This window comes from Peribacillus sp. NPDC076916 (assembly GCF_050269675.1).
GTDB lineage: Bacteria > Bacillota > Bacilli > Bacillales > DSM-1321 > Peribacillus > Peribacillus aracenensis.
In genome coordinates, this window is sequence record NZ_JBNNIU010000015.1 from 1 (window position 1) to 21312 (window position 21312).

Here is a 21312-nt window from a genome sequence, read left to right on the forward strand (position 1 = left end):
GGTTTAATCACCCGAAAAAACTAGTTGCCTTCGCTGGAGTAGATCCAAGTGTTCACTCATCAGGTAAGTTTACGGCAACCATTAATCGTATTACTGACAGTGAAAAGCTTAATCGACTGAAATGTAATCATGGTTTTAAGATAGAAATATTAGATTACAAACATTTGTCACAATATGAATTTTGAGCAGCTATTAAAGGCAGCTTTTTCTTCTCTAACTTATGTGTGCGTTAGTGATATCAGGGGCTGCTATTTGGTGGCCTTTTTGGCTTAATGAACTAAAGGGGTTGTCCACTTATTTTCATCTTTTTAGGGATTATTAGTATCGTATCTGGCCCTTTAGTTGTAGGGGGTTTTGAAGGAATGGCTGTTTCCATATCAGGTTTTGTTTAATTAGGGTTAGGAGCCATTACACAACTTATAAACAGTCTAATTATTTACAGGGCAAAAAATCATTTCTAAATTCCTAAAATAGCTACAGGTAATGAAATCAAAAAAATCTTATACAATTCATTAGACGGTAAATCCGTCTTTTTTTATGTAGTTTGTGTCATACAATAAGCGATTTTATAGAATACACTCAACAAATTCAAAAGCTATCAAAAAAAAGCAACAGTTTAAATAAGCAGAAATCGCAAAGTGGTTTCTGTTTATTTTTTTAAACTTAGGTTTTTATTTGCATGTTACTACCTAACTTATTAATAATTCAGAGTCTTATTGTTTATCATGTTTTTTTATAACTATTACGATTGTCAAACTAATGTAACAAACAAAAACTATTATATATCTAGAATAAAAAATCAAATATTCGTCATGATGGTTGTTACGAATTGTTATCATTTTTTCAATATGCAATGTAAAGGGATTGATTGAATTATTTTAAGATTTATATGGAGGGAAAAACATTGAATAATAGTACATTTTTAATTACAGGTGGTACAGGATCATGGGGTCTTGAAATTGTGAAACAGATTTTTGATCATAATCCGAAAGAAATTCGTATTTTTTCACGGAATGAAACAAGACAAGTTGAGATGCAACAACAATTTGCTAATGATGATAGATTCAAGTTCATTATCGGTGACATCCGTGATAAGGAAGAACTTATGCAAGCATGTGAGGGTGTCGATTATGTTTTTCATCTGGCTGCATTAAAGCATGTGCCTGTTTGTGAATATCAACCTTTTGAAGCCATAAAGACAAATGTACTTGGTACGCAAAATGTGATCGACGCAGCCATTGAAAACGATGTGAAAAAAGTCATATACGTTTCAACTGATAAAGTTGCGGATCCGTCAAATACTTACGGAATCACGAAGGCTCTTGGAGAAAAGCTAATTATTCAAGCAAATTTAAAAGAAACAAACACTAAATTTATTTGTGTAAGAAGTGGTAATGTTCTCGGATCCAGTGGCAGCGTTATTCCTATTTTCAAAAATCAAATAAAACAATTTTCACAAATAGGTATTACTGATCTAGGTATGACACGTTTTTTCTTATCGATTGAAGATGCCGTTCAATTATTGTTTAAGGCAACTAATAACGGTAAAGGTGGAGAAACATTTGTTATGAACATGCCTTCTATAAAGATAGCTGATCTAGCCAAAGTGTTAATTGAATCATCAGGTAAAAAAAATATTGAAATAAAGGAAATAGGTGTTCGTCCAGGAGAAAAATTGAATGAAACACTTTTTACCGAATGTGAAAGCAGCCGAACTGTATATTTTGATAATGATTATTTTGTAGTCCTGCCTTCTATTCCTATGCCAGGACTTCAAGAACATTATACTAGCAGTACGCCGGTAACCCTGAAGGAATATAGTTCTGCTACAAAGCAAATTTCAAATAGCGAAGTGGAACAAATGTTAATGAAAGGAGGTTTTTCGTCGTGGAACGAAAACTGACGATCTCATCCTATGTAAGGAGCTGATATAGGATGGGGTATGTTGGCGAATTAAGGAAAGCTGTAGGACATCGACCAGTTATTTTGGTTGGCGCGGTTGTGATTCTAATTGATAAAGGTAATGGTGTTCTATTACAACAACGTAAAGAACCGGAGGGTTTATGGGGCATTCCTGGCGGTTTAATGGAGCTGGGGGAATTAACTGAAAATACAGCAAAAAGAGAATTGTATGAGGAAACCGGACTTCTTGTAGTTAATCTCACCTAAGTTGGTGTATTTTCTGGAAAAGAATACTTTGTAAAATTGCAAAATGGAGACGAGTTTTATGCTGTAACAGTTGTTTATACTTCGAAAGATTTTAAAGGAGAATTGTTAGTATCCGATACAGAATCTTTAGATTTACGTTTTTTTAAGTTGGATGCAATCCCAGAAGATATGATGAACTCTCATAAAGACATTTTCCATAGTTTCTTAAAAAAAGGAAACTTTATTATTTGAATTGTAATAGGCTGAAGAAATACACGGATAGTATGAATGTATGTAGCATGATGATATTTGTTAATGATAAAGGCAGGGGAAATAAGTTGAAAAAAAGTATTGTTTTTACTGGAGGGGGATCTGCTGGCCATGTAATGGTCAATCTAGTGCTGATTCCGAAGTTTATTCAGGCAGGTTGGGATGTTCATTACATTGGCTCTGAGAACGGAATCGAGAAACAATTAATGACAAGTATCCCCTCCGTTCAATATTATAGCGTTTCAACTGGGAAGTTAAGGCGCTATTTTGATTGGAATAATGTGAAAGATCCCTTTAAAGTAATCAAAGGAATCTTCCAATCGTATCGGTTATTTAGGAAGGTAAAAGCTAATGTTGTATTTTCTGCAGGAGGATTTGTAGCTGTACCTGTCGTTTTAGGGGGATGGTTAAACAAAGTTCCAATCGTGATTCGTGAACCTGATCGGACACTAGGACTTGCCAACAAACTATCTCTTCCTTTTGCAACAAAAGTATGCACGACTTTTCCTGATACTGGACAAGACCTAAAGACCAATAAGACAATTCATATCGGAGGTATTATTAGAGATGAATTGAAAAAAGGCCATTACACTCGGGGGTTGTCCTATTGTGGATTTACAGAAGAGAAACCCGTGTTGCTAGTTATGGGTGGAAGTCAGGGCGCGCAACGTATTAATGAAACTGTCAGATCATGTTTAGATAAATTACTAACTGATTTTCAAATTGTACACATTTGTGGTAAAGAAAAAGTCGATCCATCAATTCAGGTAAGAGGCTATCGACAATTTGAATATATCAACGAAGAATTATCTGATATCATGGCTATGACCGATTTTGTGGTTTCAAGGGCAGGTTCAACAGCTATTTTTGAATTATTGTCTTTGCAAAAGCCAATGCTTCTTATTCCACTTTCCAATGGTGCCAGCAGGGGAGAGCAAGTCTTAAATGCTCAATCTTTTCAAAATGCTGGATATGCAGAAGTACTTTTACAAGAGAATTTGAACAATGATACATTTAACGATGCGATATACATGTTATATCAAAATCGTGAAAAATACATCGGAAATATGAAAAAGAATAAATATAACAAGGCAATAGATAAGCTAATTGATTTAATTAAGAAAGTGGCTGATAGAAGTTTTTGGCTCAGGAAATTTTTATAAATGTAAATACTAGTGTGTGATTAGTCAAGTTGAAGAATCAAATCTGTATCTAAATTCGATAACTCGGAGGAAAAAATGAAAGTACTAATCGCAGATGATGAAAAAGATATGTTGAAAATTTTAAAGGCTTATTTTGAGAGAGAAGGATTTCATGTTTTTCTAGCTGAAGATGGAGAAGAGGCACTGACTATTTTTTATAGTAACAAAATCAATTTAGCTATATTGGATTGGATGATGCCTAAGGCAAATGGTTTGCAAGTTTGTAAAGAAATAAAAAGTAATAGTGACACAAAAGTATTAATGCTCACGGCGAAAAGTGAAAATGAAGATGAGTTAGCAGCGTTAAAGATTGGAGCAGATGATTACGTAAGGAAACCTTTCCATCCAGGAATTCTATTAGCAAGAGCAAAGAAACTTCTTCGTAAAGAGAAGATTGTTCAATTAAAAGACATAAAAATTGACTTAGAAGCAAAAAAAATTTATAAAAAGGAAAAAAATTTGAATGCGACAAAAACGGAATTTGAACTTTTGAGATGCTTTCTAAATCATAAAGGGAGTATACTAACACGAAAAAAACTCCTTGATATCGTCTGGGGATTTGATTACTTTGGGGAAGAAAGAACGGTTGATACACATATAAGAAGGCTAAGAGATAAAATCGGAGAAGGCGTGATCAAAACTCATAGAGGGTTGGGATATAGTTTGGGGGAAGAAGATGAATAAGCTTGGAAGAAAGCTATCCCTAAGCATATCCTTAGCAGTAATCGTCATTTTTTCTATCTCAATCTTGCTTACTCAATATTTTTTACCTAAATATTACTTGCATAAAACAAAAGAGAGGTTAGAGCAAGTTTCTAATGAGATAAAAGAAATGGATAAGACTACATTTATTCATTCCAAAGAAACTATTGAAAATAAATATGGAATAACCATTGTTTACGTGCCTATTCATAGTAATGTAGATGAATTAAATGAAGAAGTATTTAGTCAATTATACAAAAAACGAATCACATTAAATAAATTTTGGATTACAGATGAAACACTTCAAAAATTGGCAGAAGGAAAAAAAGTGAATAAAATATATGACCAGGGAAAGCTAAAATCAAGCTTCTTTGCCAGTTTTATGCAAAGAGACGATATGCTCGTGCTAGTCGGCAATTCCATTGTACATTTTAGTGATACGGCAAAAATCGTCAATGAATTTAATTTATATATGTTGCTATTTTCTATTATCCTCATCGTTGCGTTAGTCTGGATATTGTCAAAAAAGATAACCACTCCGTTGAAAGAGTTAAAAGATGTTTCTAAAGATATTTCAGAATTAAAATTTGAAACTGTTCATATCAAAACAAATGATGAAATTGAGGAACTTGCCAACAGCATTAATTTGATGAGTGATAAGCTTAATAATGCTCATCAAGACTTAAAACGAAAAAATGTGAACTTAAAAATAGTTATGTCTGATCTTACGCATGAACTGAAAACACCGTTGTCTTTAATAAAAGCATATTGTGTAGGAATCAAAGATGGGCTAGACGACGGTACTTATATTGACACGATTATAAAACAAACAGATAATATTTCCAAAGTAATAGAGGATTTATTAAACTTTTCAAAAATTGAAAGAGATGAGATTGAAAAGACCACTTTTGATCTTATCGACTTATTTCATTCATGCCTTGTAAAACATAAAATTGAGATCGAAACAAAAGAAATAGATGTTAGAATTTCTAATTCTCATTTACTTCAATTATTTGTGTTGGCGGATAAAGAGAAGATCGAGATAGTGTTTAACAATTTAATAAGTAATGCGATTAAATATACAGAAGATCATAAAATTGACATTGAATTTGAGGATTTAGAACAAGAAATCGTATTTCAAATTAAGAACGGCACAAACGTACAACAAACAGAAAAGATTGAGAAAATTTGGGAGCCTTTTTATGTATTAGAAGCATCTAGAAACAAAAAAGCCTCTGGCACAGGCTTAGGGCTTGCTATTGTTAAATCCATTCTTATTCGTCATCATGTTAAACATGGAGTCTCGATTTTAAATAATCAGATACAATTCTATATTTGTTTTCAAAAGAACCCTTTCAATCATTAGGGTTCTTTTTTTATGAGCCCCAAAGCCAACGCAATTTTGTGGAGAATTGTAAAACTAATGTAACAAATAGAAGTTATATTTTAGGTGAAGAGGAGGAATGAAAATTGAAAAAAGTACTTATCGTATCACTTGTTATTACTTTAGTTGTTACTTTCTTTACCGGCTGTGCTAAAGGAAGCCCTCAGCAAAAAGCAATAAAAAAGCCTACAAATTTTAAGTTTAGCAATTTTACATTCGACGTTAACCCAGAAACATTTGAAGTTTTCATTGAAAAAGATGGAGTGACAGAAAGGGCCTCTATGCCTTTACCGAAAATGAAAGTATCGGACTTAAAAAAGGAGGATAACAAAATATCATGGAACTATCCTGATGAGAAAGTGAAAGTAAAAATGGAAAAGAAAGAAAATTATTTAGATATTGATATTAAATCAACAGGTGCAAAACAGTTCGAATGGCCAAAAATAAGTGCAGATAGTTATATGCTTCCTTTAGGGGAGGGAAAATTCATACCTAACAATGATAAATATTGGAGAGAATTTTTGAAAGATGAGACTTTGACATTCAGCGAGTCATTTTCAATGAGTTTTTTTACATTAAATATGCCTAAATATTCCATGGTTTATATTGCAAAAAACATGTTTAACGATAAGATTCATTTTGATACAACTTCTAAAATTGAATTTGGTTTTTCTCATGAATTTCCTGCTACGAATCAAAACAAAGAGTATGGATTTAGACTATATGTAACGAACAATGACCCTGTACATGTAGCACAAATATATAAAAACTATATACAAGAGAAAGGAGAATTCAAAACTTTAAAGGAAAAAGCTAAAGAAAATCCTAACATTAAGAAGCTATATGGAGCACCACATATCTACTTATGGAATGATGAAGCGATTACTGAAGAAAATATTCATTGGAATCAATTAAAACAACAATTAAATGGGAAGCTAGTTCAGTGGATAAAAGAATTGTCGAGTAACTATTCAGAAGATGGTTCAAAGGAATTTGAAGATGTAATCCTACAGGTGAACAGTCAAGAGTATATTGATAAATATCAAAAGAACGTCATCGTTATAGCCATCAATCAAGTATTGAAACTAGAACAGTTTTATAATGAACAGGTCTTTCAACATATAGATGCTGATTCCAAGAAATTAATTAAAAAGGGAATTGGAAATTTGAGTGAGCAAGAGTTGTATGAATTAAATAAAGGGTTACTTAAAGGTGAGCTGAAAGATAGCGTTGATGAGATTGAAATGTGGGGGAAAAAAGAATCTACGGATCTTTTAGATGATATGTATGAATCAGGCATAGAAAAAGCCTGGATTGGACTGCCAAACTGGGCAAACGGTTTAATGAATCCCGATATGGTACAAGAAGCAAATCAATTAGGCTATCTCATTGGACCTTATGATTCATATCACTCCATTCACCAAAAGACAAGCAAAGATTGGAACACGGCTTCTTTTAAAGATGAAACACTATATGATCAGGCCACCATTACAGGCGAAAATGGCGAAAAAATAAAAGGCTTTTTAAAAAGAGGGAGAAAGTTAAATCCAACGTTGACATTGCCAAGTGTTAAGCAGCGTGTAGACGATATTTTACGAGAGGGCATTCCATTTAATTCCTGGTTTGTAGATTGTGATGCGACAGGTGAATTTTACGATGACTATTCTCCGGAACATATTACAACACAAGAACAAGACATGAAAGCAAGATTAAAGAGGATGGATTATATTGCAAAAGAAAAACATATGGTAGTTGGTTCAGAAGGCGGCAACGATTATACAAGTAATGTGATTGCTTTTGCCCACGGTTTAGAAACCCCTGTGATTAAGTGGGGAGACCCGGACATGAGAGAAAACAAAAATAGTCCGTATTATGTTGGTGGATACTGGTCCCAAAAAGGAACGGTTCCTGAACGATACAGTAAACAGGTTCCGATCAAAGAATTGTACAAACACATTTATCTTGATCCAGCCTATTCCCTTCCTCTTTATAAGTTAGTATATAACGATTCCGTCATCACAACCCATCATTGGGAATGGGGAAGTTTGAAAATTAAAGATATGGTTGATGAGAGAAGACTATATGAGTTTTTGTATAATGTGCCGCCTTTATACCATCTCGATAAACAAGAATGGGATGAAAATAAAGATATGATCGTTTCCCATGTAAAAGACTGGTCAACTTTTCACCGTAAGGCGGTTACAAAGCAGATGACAGGATTTAAGATACTTTCAAAAAATCGCCTTGTTCAATCTACAGAATTTGACACAAATTTAAAAGTAGTAGCCAACTTTTCAGATAAAGACTTTATCTATAACAACGAAACCATTCAAGCAAAATCCGTTGTAATTTATGAAGGGAATTCCAAAAAGGTAAATGAACCTTTAAACAACTAAAGACAGACGTTCCACTCATATAGAAAGAGTTATATTTATATGGGTGGAGTGTCAAAATTAGAGCAATAGTTCAGCTATTATTGACTAGAAAGAGGATATACATGGAAAATTCAAAAAGTGAAAAACAAATAAAATGGAGAAAGTTTACCCTTATTGGAATGGTCTCGTTGTCAATCATCAGTGGTTTATTCGGTTACAGCATTTATTATGCCGTTGCAAAATCAGTATACCATATGTATAAACCACTGCATAGCGACACTAAAAAGCAGCCATTATTCAATTCACACAACCCGATATCTATACTGTTGTTAGGTGTTGATGAACGACCTGGTGATGTTGGACGGTCAGATTCGATGATTATCATGACCGTTAACCCAGAAACAGAAACAACGACAATGGTGAGCATCCCACGTGATACGAGAGCATTCATTGCATCCAAGAACACCTATAATAAAATCAACGCGGCGTATGCCTATGGCGGAATAGAAGGGACTGCCCAAACGATCGAACAGTTTTTGAATATTCCAATCCATTATTACATCAAAGTGAATATGGATGGGTTTAAGGATATTGTCGATGCGGTTGGCGGTGTTAACGTGAACAGCCCGTTCCCTTTTACTCTTGAAGGAATCCACATCTCGAAAGGAAAACAACATATCAACGGAGAAGTCGCCCTTAAATATGTACAGATGAGAAAAGAAGATCCTCGCGGTGACTTTGGTCGGCAACAGCGACAACGCGAGGTCATTAAACAAATTATTCATGAAGGCTCTCAATTAACTTCATTAGCTAACTATCAAAAGATATTAAAAGCACTAGAAAAAAATGTTCAAACGAACTTAACAATGGATCAAATGATTGCTATTCAACGCTCCTATAAAAGTGCTTCTAAGCATATTAAACAAATGGAGATCCCAGGTGATGGAGGTATGGTTGGCGATATATGGTATCATACAGTGAATGATGAAACAAGATCGACTTTATCCAACAAGCTTCGCCAACAATTGAATTTACCTAAGGGAAATTTAATGAAAGAGTCGAGTAATAATTAGGTTTAATTCTTTGGGGTAAAATCCTCAATAATACTATCGATCTTCAAGAATCGCTTTTCTTATTGAACTATAGGGAGCTGAGTTGAATAACGGAGGTAGTTGCGGCACCTCTTTTTCCTATTCCAAAGTTATTTTGTGAAGGATTGTACTTAAACTAACGGGTGCTTTACTTCAATAACAGGGGTTGCTGTGGCAGCCTTTTTCTTATGGCACTAACGGGGCAGGTTTGTTCAATAAGGGACTTGAGTACAAGCTGCTAAAATATTTAGAAATAGGCAGGGAAAGGTGAAGAAAATGTGTGGAATCAATTTCATTTTAGCTAACACCTATAAAGAAGCTTATAAGAAAGAAACATATGTAGAGTTTGAAGAGGGAATACACTCATATCTTTTAAGCAAGGAAAAGGACTCTAATAATGAGTTTGGTTTACTTCTAAATCTTAATATTTATGGTGAAACAATATTGTATAGAGACGAGATTAATGAATTAATAGGTATATGTGATGGCGTAATTAATAAATACACAGGGGAGGACAAAGAACAAAAAGTTAGACGTTTTGCTAAAGAGTTAAAGTTTTTTTGCATAGAAGCGTTACAGCGAAAAAAACATATATTTGCCATAGGTGATTAGTTTTAAAAAGTCTTAAACTTGGTGCGTTAGTACAAGATCGGAGCTGTCTTTAAGGCAGCTGTTTCTTATGGAACTATCGGGGCTAGATTGTTGAACAAGGAATGATATAGTATAAAGGGTACATTTATTAACAAAATTGGAAATGGAGATAAATATGATGTTTAGACTAAATACATTAGTACCAGAGTTATCAGTTTCAGATATAAATAAAAGTCTTAATTTTTATTTAAACATTCTCTTGTTTAAGTTAGAGTATCAACGTCCAGAAGATAAGTTCGCTATGCTATCACTAAATGACTGTCAAATTATGATTGAAGAGATAAATGGCTATTGGCAGACTGGGGAGTTATCATATCCTTTTGGGAGGGGAATTAACTTTCAAATAACGGTAAGTGATATTAACGAATTATATAAGAGTCTAAGAAAGCATCAGTATCCGATTAAGATGGAAATTCAGGAGAATTGGTATAGAGCAGATACTAAATTAAGAGGGCAGACGGAATTTTTAATCATGGACCCAGACGGATATTTATTAAGATTCGTCCAAACCTTGGGGGAAAGAGAAAATGAATGAGTTCTAGTTGTTGGTGATTAACTTGTTTTCTTGGAAAACTGCATGCACTAATTGTATCTCGTTCTTAACTAACGGGTTCTTTACCTTATTATCAGGAGCTGATCAGCAGCTCTTTTTTGTATGGAACTAAAGGGGCAGGCTAGTTCAATAAGACGACTGGGAAATGGTATAACTTAAATAGTCAAATTAAGAAATGAGTGATGATGAAGTCGATTTTAATGAATTGATGCAAGAGAAGGGGTGTATTTATTTGGAAAAATAATAGAACCCAAAGAAAATTCATTACGATTGCTTATTAATAGAAGCACGATCAACATCGATTTACCTATGGTGCAATTAGAATTTGAATCATATATTTCATATTCTGTTATCGATGAATGTTTTTCATATTCTATAGATAATTCTGAAATATCAAAGGGAGAGCTATTTCGGATATATACCAAGTCAAGGTACTTAGATTTTATAAAAGTAGCCACGAATGAACGAGAAGATATATGTCCCTCTGAAAATTACATTCATTATCAGTTTCCCTGCTTAAATCACACGATTGATGTTATTTCTTGTGAAGAACCAAAAGTAACCGTGGTTACAGGTTAAACTAACTTAGGGAATCCTTTTCTTGTTGAACTACCATGAAAATAAGATTCTTTAATAATGAAAAATGACAATATTTAAGAAGACCCTGCTCAATCGTTTAAAAAAAGAGGAGAGCGTTAATTAATTAGTCTATGGATTAGGGTTGACTGGATTAAGGTCAATATCAGTATTGACACTTCCAAACCATTTTCATTCTTTGTGGTGAATCACTGATTTTTGCGATTCATGGATGGCTAACGGGTGCGTTAGCTGAAGATCAGAGCTGTCTTTAAGGTAGCTTTTTCTTATTGAACTAAAGGGGCAGGTTAGCTGAACAAGAAAATGATATAATTTTGGCATAAAACGAGAACAAGAATAAGCTTAGGAGGATTGATCTTATGAGATACAAAGGTCAGGTTACTTATGATAAGGAAGTAGAGATGGGCTATATTTACTTTAGTGAACCATCTAAATATACAATTACTCATACGGAAGAACTTCCAGAAAACGATGATATAATGTTAGATTTTGGAGGGTCATTTGGCATGGCCAAAAATAGTATATCATAAGGGAAATGAAAATTTTAGAGAAAGATATTGACATCCTATTAGCTGGTTTAGTTCATTAAGAAGAAGCAAAAAAAGTCGATTCCTTAACGTTGAACTAACGGGCGCGATTCTTCATTAAGAAGGATTGCTTTTTCTTATGCAGCTAAAGGATCAGGTTAGTAGAATAAGCTTTTTGGAACTTTTTAAAGTAATATCCTCTAAAAATAAGGGGGAGGGCGATAAAATGTGGTGTGTTTTTATTGGTATAACACTTCTTTTTTTGGTAATTTCAGGATGATAATCAAATAGTATTGAGGAAGTAGAACTTATTTATCGTTTAAAGTTATTCCCACATGGCAAAAATGTTTTAAAAAAGAGGTGATTTATTATAGCTACTATTAAAGTTAATGATAATGGTTCATTACGTGTATCAGGGAATGTAGAGCTAGTCGATGGTGAAGGGAATAAAATTGAAACAAAAGAAGCCTTTTCCCTATGCAGATGTGGACTTTCCGATAATAAACCTTTTTGTGACGGATCCCACAAAAGTAATTTCGAAAGCGTAGTTAGGGCTGAATAAAGCTAGTGGGACAGAAGCTTTAGGGCACCCTTTTGGGAAATCGAACCCCAAAAAGTCGCCGGATTCATTTTTCTTTTACGAAAGAGTATGTTGTTGAACTATCGGGTGCGTTAGTTGAGAACCGGGGCTGCCATTTGGTGGCCTTTTTGCTTAATGAACTAAAGGGGCAGGATAATTGCATAAGATATTTACGGACGTAATACACATTGAAATAACCGTATTGAGTCTAAAGAAAGTGTATAATGTAACAATATTGTATAGAAAGTGAGTGATTTAATATGATAGTCAGCTCTTTACCTACATCTAACAAACTTGAGGTGCGGAAGTTTTAAGAATCCTATTAAAATTCTTCCGCATATAATATCGGAGGAAATGAAATGTTTAGTTATTATGGTGCATTAAGTACGGAAGTATATGATTTTACCAAACCAGTGGGGTATTCAATTGACGGTGATATTGAATATTATCTTGAAAGATTAAAAGGGACTAAAGGGAAGATACTTGAAGCTGCTGTCGGTTCAGGTCGATTCTTAATTCCCTTGCTTGAAAATGGATTTATTGTTGATGGCATTGACTATTCTACTGAAATGTTAGATTCTTGTCGAAAACGATGCAAAGAAAGAGGCTTAAATCCGAAGCTATATGAGGGTAACTTACGTAGTTTTTCTTTGGAATCAAAATATGAAGCTGTCGTTATACCTACAGGCTCCTTTTGCTTGATTGAAAATTTAATGGATGCTAAAGATGCTCTGAAATGCTTTTATAATCATTTAATGCCAGGAGGACGTGTAATTGTTGATTTGGAATTACCAAGCAATTGGCGTACAGGAGAAATTACTACTGCAGCCTTTCCTCTTTCTAACGAAGAAGGCATTTCATTAGAAAGCAAATCAATTGAAATCAACTGGGTCGACCAATATACCTTATCTTATTTAAAATACGAGAAATGGAGAAAAGGTAAGCTGGTAGGCACAGAATTACAGAAGTTTGCAATGAGATGGTACGGAATCGAAGAATTCAAACTTATATTAGAAACAATTGGTTTTTCTAATATTACTTGTTCTGCCGATTATACTTATAAAAAGGAACCATCAAAAGATAGCCTACTCATTACATTTGAAGCTGTACGAAAATAATATAAAAGCATATTTATGAAACTGGATGTTTGCAAAAGAACTGAGCGAAAAATAACGCTCAGTTCTTTTATTTATTTTAAAAAGACTTCTAACTAAACCTGCTAATAGTTTGTGAAGATTACACTTAAACTAACGGATCCGTTAGCTGAGATCAGAGCTGTTTATAAGGCAGCTCTTTTCTTATGGAACTAAAGGGGCAGGATAGTTGAAGAGTGCTGTTTGATCTTTGTTCAACAATTGGGTCATTTTCTTGAATAATAGAAGGGATCATTCGTAAGTAAATCGAAGTTAATTCAGAAGATGTTTTTACTCATTAAATTCAAGAAGAATAGAGGGGGATATGGGGAAAATAATTGCAAACGTAAGCAACACATTGGACGGTATCTTTACGGGGCCGAAAGGTGAAGAAAACAACATGGTAAGCTGGGCAATGCCTGGCATCGTGGATTCCACAAAGCATGGTCTTGTCATGTTCCAGAAGGGGCTGACGCAATCTTGATGGGGCGGGTCACATATGAAGGCTTTGCAGGATATTGGCCGTTCCAAGAGGGAGATTGGGCTGATGCCATGAATAAAACTCGAAAGTATGTAGTAACTAATAATAATGAGCTTACGGTAATTCACTGGGGAACGATGATACCATTTCTCTGCTTAACTATGATGTAATGTCGAAAATAGGGCCATTTAATTGAATAAGCTTTTGAATTACGAAGCAGTTTGTTGAAGTGATATAATTAAATAAAATTAAACGTTAATACCGAAATATAATGAAATAAGAATAAGGAAAAGGGGGATTGAAAATGGATGTAAGATACCCAATTGGGAAACTACAAGTTCCTGAAAAAGTAACATTAGAAAATATTCAAGAATGGCTAAAGGAAATCGAAACTTACACGATTCGATTAAGAGAAACTGTCGACTCATTAAGTGATGAGGAATTAAGCAGAACTTATCGTGAAGGTAGCTGGACAGTTCGTCAACTTGTTCATCACATTGCAGATTCTCAGTTGAACATGTATCAACGTTTGAAGCTGGCTTTAACAGATGAGAATCCAACAGTACCAGCTTTTGATGAAGAAAAGTGGGCTATTCAACCGGATACAAAGCTTCCTGTAGAAAGTTCTATTAAAATGTTAGAAGGTATAAATGAGCGCATCGTATCTTTAGGACATAGTTTAACTGAAGAGCAATTAGATCGAGCTTTTACTCACCAGATAAACGGTATAATAACAGTTGCAACTAAAGTTGCAAAATTAGCTTGGCACGAAGAGCATCATTTAGCCCATATAAAAATCGCATTATCAAAATAATACAATATGTATAAAAGTGGCTTATCGAACCTCGATAAGCCATTTTTAAAATTAAAATAAGGAATAATTACAGAAGTTTTATTCAACTAAAGGGGCAGGTTAGCTCCATAATAAACAAGTGATTTATCTATTAATCGTATATGTTAATATACAAAATAAACCAATAGAAAAATTAGGGGGATGAGAGTCTGTTTTTACATAATATTGATGAGGAGTTATCATTGAAACTGTTAGAATTAAAGGATGCAGAAAGAGTTTTCGAAAGAACAAATCAATCCAGAGAATACCTACGAGAATGGCTCCCTTGGCTGGATAATACAACAAAACTTGAAGATACAAAAGGGTTCATTAATATTTCTTTAAAAGGTTTTGCTGAAAACAAGAGTGTCAATACAGTTATAGTGTATAAGGGACAAATTGTTGGTGTAGCAGGTTATAACCAAATAAATTGGTCAAATAAAACTGCATATATTGGTTATTGGCTCGGAGAAGAATATCAAGGTAATGGAATTATGACAAGAGTAGCTAAGGCATTGACTGATTATGCATTTATTGAATTGAAACTAGATAAAGTGGAAATAAGGGTTGCTGTGGAGAATAAGAAAAGTAGAGGAATTCCCGAAAGAGTGGGTTTTGTTAATGAAGGTTGTATCAGACAAGCAGAATGGTTGTATGACCATTATGTTGACCATATCGTTTACGGTATGTTAGCTAAGGATTGGAATAAGTAGTCATCATACCTTAATGAACTAAAGGGTGCGTTAGCTGAAGATCGGAGCTGTCTTGGGCGGCTTTTTCCTATGGAACTAAAGGGGGTATTCTCAATTAAATTTCTCCAAAAAAATGAAGTCCATATTTATTTAATTCTTCTAGCATTCACTACAATTAATGGATTCTTTAATAAACCCGAAGACGAAGGAACACTAGATATTAGTATTGGTATTGCCCTTTTCATAGTTTTAATTCTAAAGATAGCATTGATTTTTTATGAAAAAAAAGCTTCTGATTAAGCAGTTATGACAAATTTTTAATCAACACAGTTTGTTTCAACTCACAAAAATTCTTAAAGAACCATCGGTTGCGTTAATTCATTAAAGAGCTTTGACATCAGCTCTTTTCTTATAGAAGCTAACAGGAGCAGGATAGTTTGAATAAGATATAAAAATGATTTTCATTTCAAAATAGATGCATATCCGTTTCGAATCTATTCATTGATTCATATCCTATTAATATTAGGGAGGGGATGAATAGATGGCATCTAATGATGAATTAATTTGTCAAAAGTTTGCTAGGATTATCGGCGGCCAAGAAGGATTTGCGGGTGGAAAATGTGTGACAACCATAAATCGAAATGAAATAAAAGCAAAAATTTTAGGAAAACGTTTTAGGGTGACCTCTTCTTTCTCATTTGAATCAAGAGATAAGACTGGACAAGCATTGTGCCTAGGTAGGGTAGCACTCTTGCAAAGTGAAGTCGAGAATTTTGTCGCTTTGATTCTTAAACAAGGAATAATAGTTTCATCGATACACAATGAGTGGCTATTTGATGATCCGAATTTGATATATGTTAATATCGAAGCTGTTGATGATCCATTAGTTTTTGCAAAGAAAGTCAGAAAAGCGTTAAAGAACTAACGGATTTCCCACTTGTCTGATTTTTATATGAGCATAATACACGGTGAAAACCCGGTTTTGTTGACCTGATATGTGCGTTAGCTGATGATTGGAGCTGTCTTTAAGGCGGCTTTTTCTTATGGAACCTAAGTACTAAAGGGGGATTTTTAACAAACGGTTGGAGTGGAATTTTTTAAGGAATTGTTTGACTTTTCTTTTAACTTTACTTAATATTCAAGTATTCAATAAAACACTTGAATAGATAGATGGTGATTTTACATGTTTAAGGATCGTAACTTAAAAGATTTATTGTATCAAGAGTTCGCAAGAATAGGTAAAAGTCTTTCTAGTCCAAAACGATTGGAAATTCTTGATATTTTATCTCAAGGTCCAAAGTCGGTGGAGGCATTATCTAAAGCTGCTAATATGTCTGTGGCGAATGTATCTCAACATTTACAAACCCTTGCTAATTCTAGATTGGTAAAGTTTCAGAAGAAAGGGAACTACGTCATTTACGAGCTGGCGGATGCAGCCATTTCGGATTTTTTAACTTCCTTGCATACATTATCAGAAAAACAGTTTGTACAGGTTCAACAAATTAAGCAGGAGTTCTTAAATGTCAATCTTGGCATGGATGGGGTTTCACTTTCAGAACTTAAAGAACGGATGGATAAAGGTGAAGTTATTTTGTTGGATGTAAGACCTATGGAGGAATATGAAGAAGCTCATATCCCTGGTGCAGTTTCTATACCAATTGAAGAGTTAAGTGAGAAACTTTCAACTTTACCAACCAATTGTGATGTGGTTGCTTATTGTCGTGGTTGTTACTGTTTAATGTCAGTGGAAGCTGTTGAACTTTTAAGATCCAAAGGTTTTAATGCATTTCGTCTAGAGGAAGGTGTACATGATTGGAAATTACAGAATGATAAATGAGGTATTAACAAATGTCCAATAAAGCATATCAATTGAACCGGAGTTATGTAGATTCTCAAGAAAAACAAAAAATGTTATACAAACGCACACTAATTATTGTAAGTATTTCTCAAATTTTTGGTGGTGCTGGGTTAGCTGCTGGAATTACGGTGGGAGCACTTCTTGCACAACAAATGCTTGGCACAGATGCATTTGCTGGACTTCCTTCGGGTTTATTTACTTTAGGGTCTGCAGGGGCTGCTTTAATCGTAGGGAGACTTTCTCAACGTTACGGTCGTCGTACAGGTCTAACAGCGGGTTTTATGATAGGTGGACTTGGGGCAATAGGAGTCATAACTGCAGCTATAATAAATAGTGTTTTCCTTTTATTTTCTTCCCTGCTTATTTATGGTGCAGGTACTGCGACAAATTTACAAGCTCGTTACGCTGGTACGGACTTAGCGAACAATAAACAACGAGCTACTGCTATTAGTATTACAATGGTGTTTACAACATTTGGTGCAGTTGCAGGTCCGAATTTAGTGAATGTAATGGGGGATTTTGCTACATCTATTGGCATTCCATCACTTGCTGGTCCTTTCATTTTATCAGCAGCAGCATTTATCCTGGCAGGTCTTGTACTTTTCGTCATGCTTCGCCCAGACCCATTAGTGATAGCAAGAACGATAGAAGCGTCCAACCAAGAAAGAAAGGTATTAGAACATTCGACTGATACTGAACAAATAGCAAACAAAAGAGGAATTATTGTTGGTGCGACAATTATGGTCCTTACTCAAATCGTAATGGTGGCTATCATGACAATGACACCAGTTCATATGGGACATCATGGACATAACTTGGGTGATATAGGTCTTGTTATTGGATTTCATGTATGTGCCATGTATCTCCCGTCACTGGTTACAGGTTTCCTTGTTGATAAGTTTGGTCGTACTGCCATGGCAATTGCCTCTGGAGCCACTTTGCTTCTGGCAGGTTTGATATCAGCGATTGCACCAGGTGATTCCATGATTTTTCTAGTAATTGCTCTTTCCTTACTTGGATTAGGTTGGAATTTTGGTTTAATAAGTGGGACTGCTCTGATTGTTGATTCAACTGAAACTTCAACTCGGGCTAAAACGCAAGGTAAAGTGGATGTTTTAATTGCATTATCAGGAGCTTCTGGCGGAGCCTTATCCGGAATGATTGTGGCTGGTTCAAGTTATACAACATTATCATTTATTGGAGGGTTATTATCTTTATTATTGATTCCAGTGGTTATCTGGTCCCGGGGAAGTAAAAAATGAGATTTGAACTAACAGATGCTTTAGCACAATAGGCGAAATAAAAAAGTCATTTCCTAACGTATAGGAAATGGCTTTTTTTGCTGGGAATTGCTCATCATACAAAATGCCGTAGTTTGGGTGCTTCCCCTTCGATGATAAAGGCTCTTTTCGTAAAGATTGTTGTTTTTAAAACTAAACTATTTAAGGTTGATTGGAGTGCAAGTGCGAGACTCCTGCGGGAGCACCGCGGAAAGCAAGCATCTGGAGGGAAAATCAACCACACCGCTTTACTTGGTAAATAGCAACAAAGTATGCGAAAACAGCCATGATAAAAAAGCGACAAACAAACGAAAGGTAAGCGTGTTTTAAAAGTTTGATCAGAACATGCTTTTATATATTCAATTGAATCATCCGAGGCGAGCTTGAATTCATCAATGAATTATTTGGAGCAGCCTATATTCCATTGACGATTCTAACGGGGCATATTTGCACTAGAACCCAATTACCTAACAATTTGGGTGAATTGTCTGATACAAAAGTTTTTTTCCCACATAGGTTAATAAAAAGTATGACTACTCCAGCTGTGTTGACTAATCACGGATATTTAATAAAGAACAATATTCAACATTAGAGTATAAAACTATGCTTGTATATGGATACAACCTGATATTGGAAATAATGAATCTGTCGTGACCTTATCCTTTATTTGGTTGAAAATACTTTTAAATATATTACAGGAGGGGTTTTCATGGAGAACGCAATAATTGTGCCTTGGGAAGAAGATGAACTTACTTATGAGTTTTTTGTTCCTGAATATATTGAGAAAATGGCACTGGAAGTTCTTGAACATTACGGTTTCTCCGTTCAGAACATGCATGTTGTTACAACAAAACCAGATAAAGGCGGCTCTATATGGAAAATGGAAACAAGTTCAGGGCCAAAGAGCTTAAAGCTTTTACACAGAAGACCTACTAGAAGTATGTTTAGCTTGGGAGCACAAGAATATTTAGTCAATGTTAAGGAAGCAAGAGTACCGCCCATCGTGAAAACCAAAGATGGAAAAGATTATGTTGAGGCTGGAGGGAAGTTATGGTTCGTCGCTGAGTGGATCGAATCATTGGCACCTGTAACAAAAGATTTGGAAGGAGCCAAACACCTTTGTAATGCTCTCGGCGAATTCCACCTTTTAAGCAAAGGTTATGTTCCGCCGCAACAAGCTGAAGTTGCATCCAGATTATATAAATGGCCAGCGACTTATGAAAAAGTCATTAACAAAATGGATTGGTTTCGAAACATTGCCAATGCATATGAAGAAATGCCTGCAAGCCCCCACTTGCTGAATGTTTTAGATCAATTCGAAGAACAAGCAAAAAGAAGCTTGGAAAAATTAAATGAATCAAGCTATTTAGAGTTAGCACAACAAGGAAATGAGTATTGGGGGTTAGTGCATCAAGATTATGGCTGGTCAAATGGTCAAATGGGAGCTAATGGTATGTGGATTATTGACCTTGACGGTGTTGCTTATGACCTTCCCATTCGCGATTTGAGAAAACTGATTACCGGCACAATGGCAGATTTATATAGATGGGATGCAACTTGGGTAAGAGAAATGATCAAGTCCTATCACGAGGCAAATCCAATTTCATCGCAGCTATATGATATCTTAATGATCGATTTATCTGGTCCAAATGAATTTTACAAGAATGTTAAAGAAGTAGTATATGAACCTGAATTATTTCTAAATGATCAAACAACAGCCATGATTCAAACAATTGTTGATACCGATCAGACAAAATGGCCAGTTTTAGAAGAAATTAAAGATGATTGGAAGGGAATAGAACAAACATGAAAATTTTAATGATTTGTACCGAAAAGCTTCCGGTTCCTCCAGTACTAGGTGGTGCCATCCAAACCTATATATCAGGCACCCTGCCATATTTAAGTAAAGTCCATGATATTACGGTTTTGGGAATTAATGACCCATCACTCCCTGATCAAGAAACGATTGATGGAAACCGTTATGTACGTGTACCAGGAAAAATATTCGAAGTATATCGAGAAGAGGTTATTAGCTATCTTCAAACAAATCATTTCGATCTAATTCATATATTCAATCGACCTCGACTAGTCCTTCCTGTCCGAAAAGCGGCACCTAATTCAAAAATTATCCTCAGCATGCATAATGATATGTTTAATCCAGAGAAAATCAATCCGGAAGAAGCAAAAGCTGCCATTGAAGAAGTTACAAATATTGTAACTGTCAGTGATTATATAGGCAATGTCATAAAAGACTTATATCCACAAGCTTCATCAAAGATTAGCACAATCTATTCTGGTGTAGACACCAATCGATTTCTACCCGGCAGTCACTCGAAAATGCAAGGAATTCGTAATGAAATACGTAAAGCAAACGGTCTTGAAAACAAAACGGTCATATTATTTGCAGGAAGACTATCCAATAATAAAGGCGTTGATAGGCTAATCCGGGCATTACCTGAGCTTTCAAGTAAATTTAAGGATTTAGCTTTAGTTATTGTAGGAAGTAAATGGTTCAGCCAAAATGATGTAACTGATTATGTAGCTTATGTAAGAGCATTGGCAAAAAAGCTGCCTATCCCAGTTGTTTCAACTGGTTTTGTCGCACCTAGTGAAATACAAAATTGGTTTGCTGCCGCTGATTTATTCGTGTGTACATCAATATGGCAAGAACCGCTTGCACGCGTCCATTATGAAGCGATGGGTGCAGGGCTTCCAATCGTAACAACGGCAAGAGGCGGAAATCCAGAGGTCATTCGTATAAGAGAGAATGGGCTTGTAGTAGAGAATCCAGAAGATCCCGGATGTTTTACAGAAAAGATTACAGAAATTCTATCAAACAGATCACTAATGGAAAAAATGGGCGAACGAGGCAGGGAACTTGCCCTTACTTTATATAAATGGGATCGAGTAGGATCTGATATACTTGAAGTTTGGAAAGAATGACTGTTTAGACCAA

The 21312-nt window shown here is 34.9% G+C and carries 19 protein-coding genes and 3 pseudogenes; all 22 read left to right on the forward strand.

Annotated features, from left to right (window positions below; translation table 11 throughout):
- Nucleotides 1–95 (forward strand): annotated as a pseudogene (locus ACQKFG_RS24620) (transposase); the annotation flags it as partial.
- A 207-nt stretch (nucleotides 96–302) separates the two neighbouring features.
- A complete protein-coding gene (locus ACQKFG_RS24625) occupies nucleotides 303–392 on the forward strand; it encodes a hypothetical protein (protein WP_427563775.1) in 90 nt (29 codons plus the stop codon).
- 497 nt (nucleotides 393–889) lie between these two features.
- Nucleotides 890–1903, forward strand: coding sequence for a polysaccharide biosynthesis protein (locus ACQKFG_RS24630; RefSeq protein ID WP_427563777.1), 1014 nt, complete (start codon nucleotides 890–892; stop codon nucleotides 1901–1903).
- A 32-nt stretch (nucleotides 1904–1935) separates the two neighbouring features.
- Nucleotides 1936–2400 (forward strand): annotated as a pseudogene (locus ACQKFG_RS24635) (NUDIX hydrolase).
- A gap of 86 nt (nucleotides 2401–2486) precedes the next feature.
- Nucleotides 2487–3581, forward strand: coding sequence for an undecaprenyldiphospho-muramoylpentapeptide beta-N-acetylglucosaminyltransferase (locus ACQKFG_RS24640; protein ID WP_427563651.1), 1095 nt, complete (start codon nucleotides 2487–2489; stop codon nucleotides 3579–3581).
- 75 nt (nucleotides 3582–3656) lie between these two features.
- Nucleotides 3657–4304, forward strand: coding sequence for a response regulator transcription factor (locus tag ACQKFG_RS24645; RefSeq protein WP_427563653.1), 648 nt, complete (start codon nucleotides 3657–3659; stop codon nucleotides 4302–4304).
- Complete coding sequence (locus ACQKFG_RS24650) at nucleotides 4297–5688, forward strand: ATP-binding protein (protein WP_427563655.1); 1392 nt, start codon at nucleotides 4297–4299, stop codon at nucleotides 5686–5688. Before ACQKFG_RS24645 ends, ACQKFG_RS24650 begins: the two co-directional genes overlap by 8 nt.
- Before the next feature lie 104 nt (nucleotides 5689–5792).
- On the forward strand, nucleotides 5793–8102 hold the full coding sequence (locus ACQKFG_RS24655) for a glycoside hydrolase (protein WP_427563657.1): 2310 nt from the start codon (nucleotides 5793–5795) through the stop codon (nucleotides 8100–8102).
- Between the two features lie 158 nt (nucleotides 8103–8260).
- A complete protein-coding gene (locus ACQKFG_RS24660; RefSeq protein WP_427563779.1) occupies nucleotides 8261–9154 on the forward strand; it encodes an LCP family protein in 894 nt (297 codons plus the stop codon).
- 285 nt (nucleotides 9155–9439) lie between these two features.
- Nucleotides 9440–9784, forward strand: coding sequence for a hypothetical protein (locus tag ACQKFG_RS24665; protein ID WP_427563659.1), 345 nt, complete (start codon nucleotides 9440–9442; stop codon nucleotides 9782–9784).
- A gap of 157 nt (nucleotides 9785–9941) precedes the next feature.
- The gene (locus ACQKFG_RS24670; RefSeq protein ID WP_427563661.1) at nucleotides 9942–10358 is read left to right on the forward strand and encodes a bleomycin resistance protein; all 417 of its coding nucleotides are present in this window, start codon (nucleotides 9942–9944) and stop codon (nucleotides 10356–10358) included.
- A gap of 974 nt (nucleotides 10359–11332) precedes the next feature.
- Nucleotides 11333–11503 (forward strand): DUF2283 domain-containing protein, encoded by a 171-nt coding sequence (locus tag ACQKFG_RS24675; protein ID WP_427563663.1) that lies wholly within the window; start codon nucleotides 11333–11335, stop codon nucleotides 11501–11503.
- Between the two features lie 364 nt (nucleotides 11504–11867).
- The gene (locus ACQKFG_RS24680) at nucleotides 11868–12062 is read left to right on the forward strand and encodes a CDGSH iron-sulfur domain-containing protein (protein WP_081109037.1); all 195 of its coding nucleotides are present in this window, start codon (nucleotides 11868–11870) and stop codon (nucleotides 12060–12062) included.
- A 377-nt stretch (nucleotides 12063–12439) separates the two neighbouring features.
- On the forward strand, nucleotides 12440–13198 hold the full coding sequence (locus tag ACQKFG_RS24685; protein ID WP_427563665.1) for a class I SAM-dependent methyltransferase: 759 nt from the start codon (nucleotides 12440–12442) through the stop codon (nucleotides 13196–13198).
- 340 nt (nucleotides 13199–13538) lie between these two features.
- Nucleotides 13539–13697, forward strand: a complete 159-nt coding sequence (locus tag ACQKFG_RS24690) for a hypothetical protein (RefSeq protein ID WP_427563667.1) — start codon at nucleotides 13539–13541, stop codon at nucleotides 13695–13697.
- A gap of 301 nt (nucleotides 13698–13998) precedes the next feature.
- Nucleotides 13999–14508 (forward strand): YfiT family bacillithiol transferase, encoded by a 510-nt coding sequence (locus ACQKFG_RS24695; protein ID WP_214796044.1) that lies wholly within the window; start codon nucleotides 13999–14001, stop codon nucleotides 14506–14508.
- Nucleotides 14509–14696: 188 nt separating this feature from the next.
- Nucleotides 14697–15239, forward strand: coding sequence for a GNAT family N-acetyltransferase (locus ACQKFG_RS24700; protein WP_427563781.1), 543 nt, complete (start codon nucleotides 14697–14699; stop codon nucleotides 15237–15239).
- A 520-nt stretch (nucleotides 15240–15759) separates the two neighbouring features.
- Nucleotides 15760–16143, forward strand: coding sequence for a DUF1259 domain-containing protein (locus ACQKFG_RS24705; protein ID WP_427563669.1), 384 nt, complete (start codon nucleotides 15760–15762; stop codon nucleotides 16141–16143).
- Nucleotides 16144–16401: 258 nt separating this feature from the next.
- Nucleotides 16402–17055, forward strand: a complete 654-nt coding sequence (locus tag ACQKFG_RS24710) for an ArsR/SmtB family transcription factor (RefSeq protein ID WP_427563671.1) — start codon at nucleotides 16402–16404, stop codon at nucleotides 17053–17055.
- 11 nt (nucleotides 17056–17066) lie between these two features.
- On the forward strand, nucleotides 17067–18338 hold the full coding sequence (locus ACQKFG_RS24715; RefSeq protein WP_427563673.1) for an MFS transporter: 1272 nt from the start codon (nucleotides 17067–17069) through the stop codon (nucleotides 18336–18338).
- Between the two features lie 727 nt (nucleotides 18339–19065).
- Nucleotides 19066–20166 carry a CotS family spore coat protein gene (locus ACQKFG_RS24720; RefSeq protein WP_349730193.1) on the forward strand — a complete coding sequence of 367 codons (1101 nt, stop codon included), beginning with the start codon at nucleotides 19066–19068 and terminating at the stop codon, nucleotides 20164–20166.
- A pseudogene (locus ACQKFG_RS24725) lies at nucleotides 20163–21296 on the forward strand (glycosyltransferase family 4 protein); the annotation flags it as partial. The gene ACQKFG_RS24720 and the pseudogene ACQKFG_RS24725, both read left to right, overlap by 4 nt.
- Nucleotides 21297–21312: the final 16 nt, after the last annotated feature.

Excerpts from the sequence above, each read along its gene's own strand:
- ACQKFG_RS24630 (WP_427563777.1), top strand. The coding sequence starts at position 890 with ATGGAGGGAAAAACATTGAATAATAGTACATTTTTAATTACAGGTGGT.
- ACQKFG_RS24645 (WP_427563653.1), top strand. The coding sequence starts at position 3,657 with ATGAAAGTACTAATCGCAGATGATGAAAAAGATATGTTGAAAATTTTA.
- ACQKFG_RS24650 (WP_427563655.1), top strand. The coding sequence starts at position 4,297 with ATGAATAAGCTTGGAAGAAAGCTATCCCTAAGCATATCCTTAGCAGTA.
- ACQKFG_RS24660 (WP_427563779.1), top strand. The coding sequence starts at position 8,261 with ATGGTCTCGTTGTCAATCATCAGTGGTTTATTCGGTTACAGCATTTAT.
- ACQKFG_RS24670 (WP_427563661.1), top strand. The coding sequence starts at position 9,942 with ATGTTTAGACTAAATACATTAGTACCAGAGTTATCAGTTTCAGATATA.
- ACQKFG_RS24675 (WP_427563663.1), top strand. The coding sequence starts at position 11,333 with ATGAGATACAAAGGTCAGGTTACTTATGATAAGGAAGTAGAGATGGGC.
- ACQKFG_RS24685 (WP_427563665.1), top strand. The coding sequence starts at position 12,440 with ATGTTTAGTTATTATGGTGCATTAAGTACGGAAGTATATGATTTTACC.
- ACQKFG_RS24690 (WP_427563667.1), top strand. The coding sequence starts at position 13,539 with ATGGGGAAAATAATTGCAAACGTAAGCAACACATTGGACGGTATCTTT.
- ACQKFG_RS24695 (WP_214796044.1), top strand. The coding sequence starts at position 13,999 with ATGGATGTAAGATACCCAATTGGGAAACTACAAGTTCCTGAAAAAGTA.
- ACQKFG_RS24705 (WP_427563669.1), top strand. The coding sequence starts at position 15,760 with ATGGCATCTAATGATGAATTAATTTGTCAAAAGTTTGCTAGGATTATC.
- ACQKFG_RS24710 (WP_427563671.1), top strand. The coding sequence starts at position 16,402 with ATGTTTAAGGATCGTAACTTAAAAGATTTATTGTATCAAGAGTTCGCA.
- ACQKFG_RS24715 (WP_427563673.1), top strand. The coding sequence starts at position 17,067 with ATGTCCAATAAAGCATATCAATTGAACCGGAGTTATGTAGATTCTCAA.
- ACQKFG_RS24720 (WP_349730193.1), top strand. The coding sequence starts at position 19,066 with ATGGAGAACGCAATAATTGTGCCTTGGGAAGAAGATGAACTTACTTAT.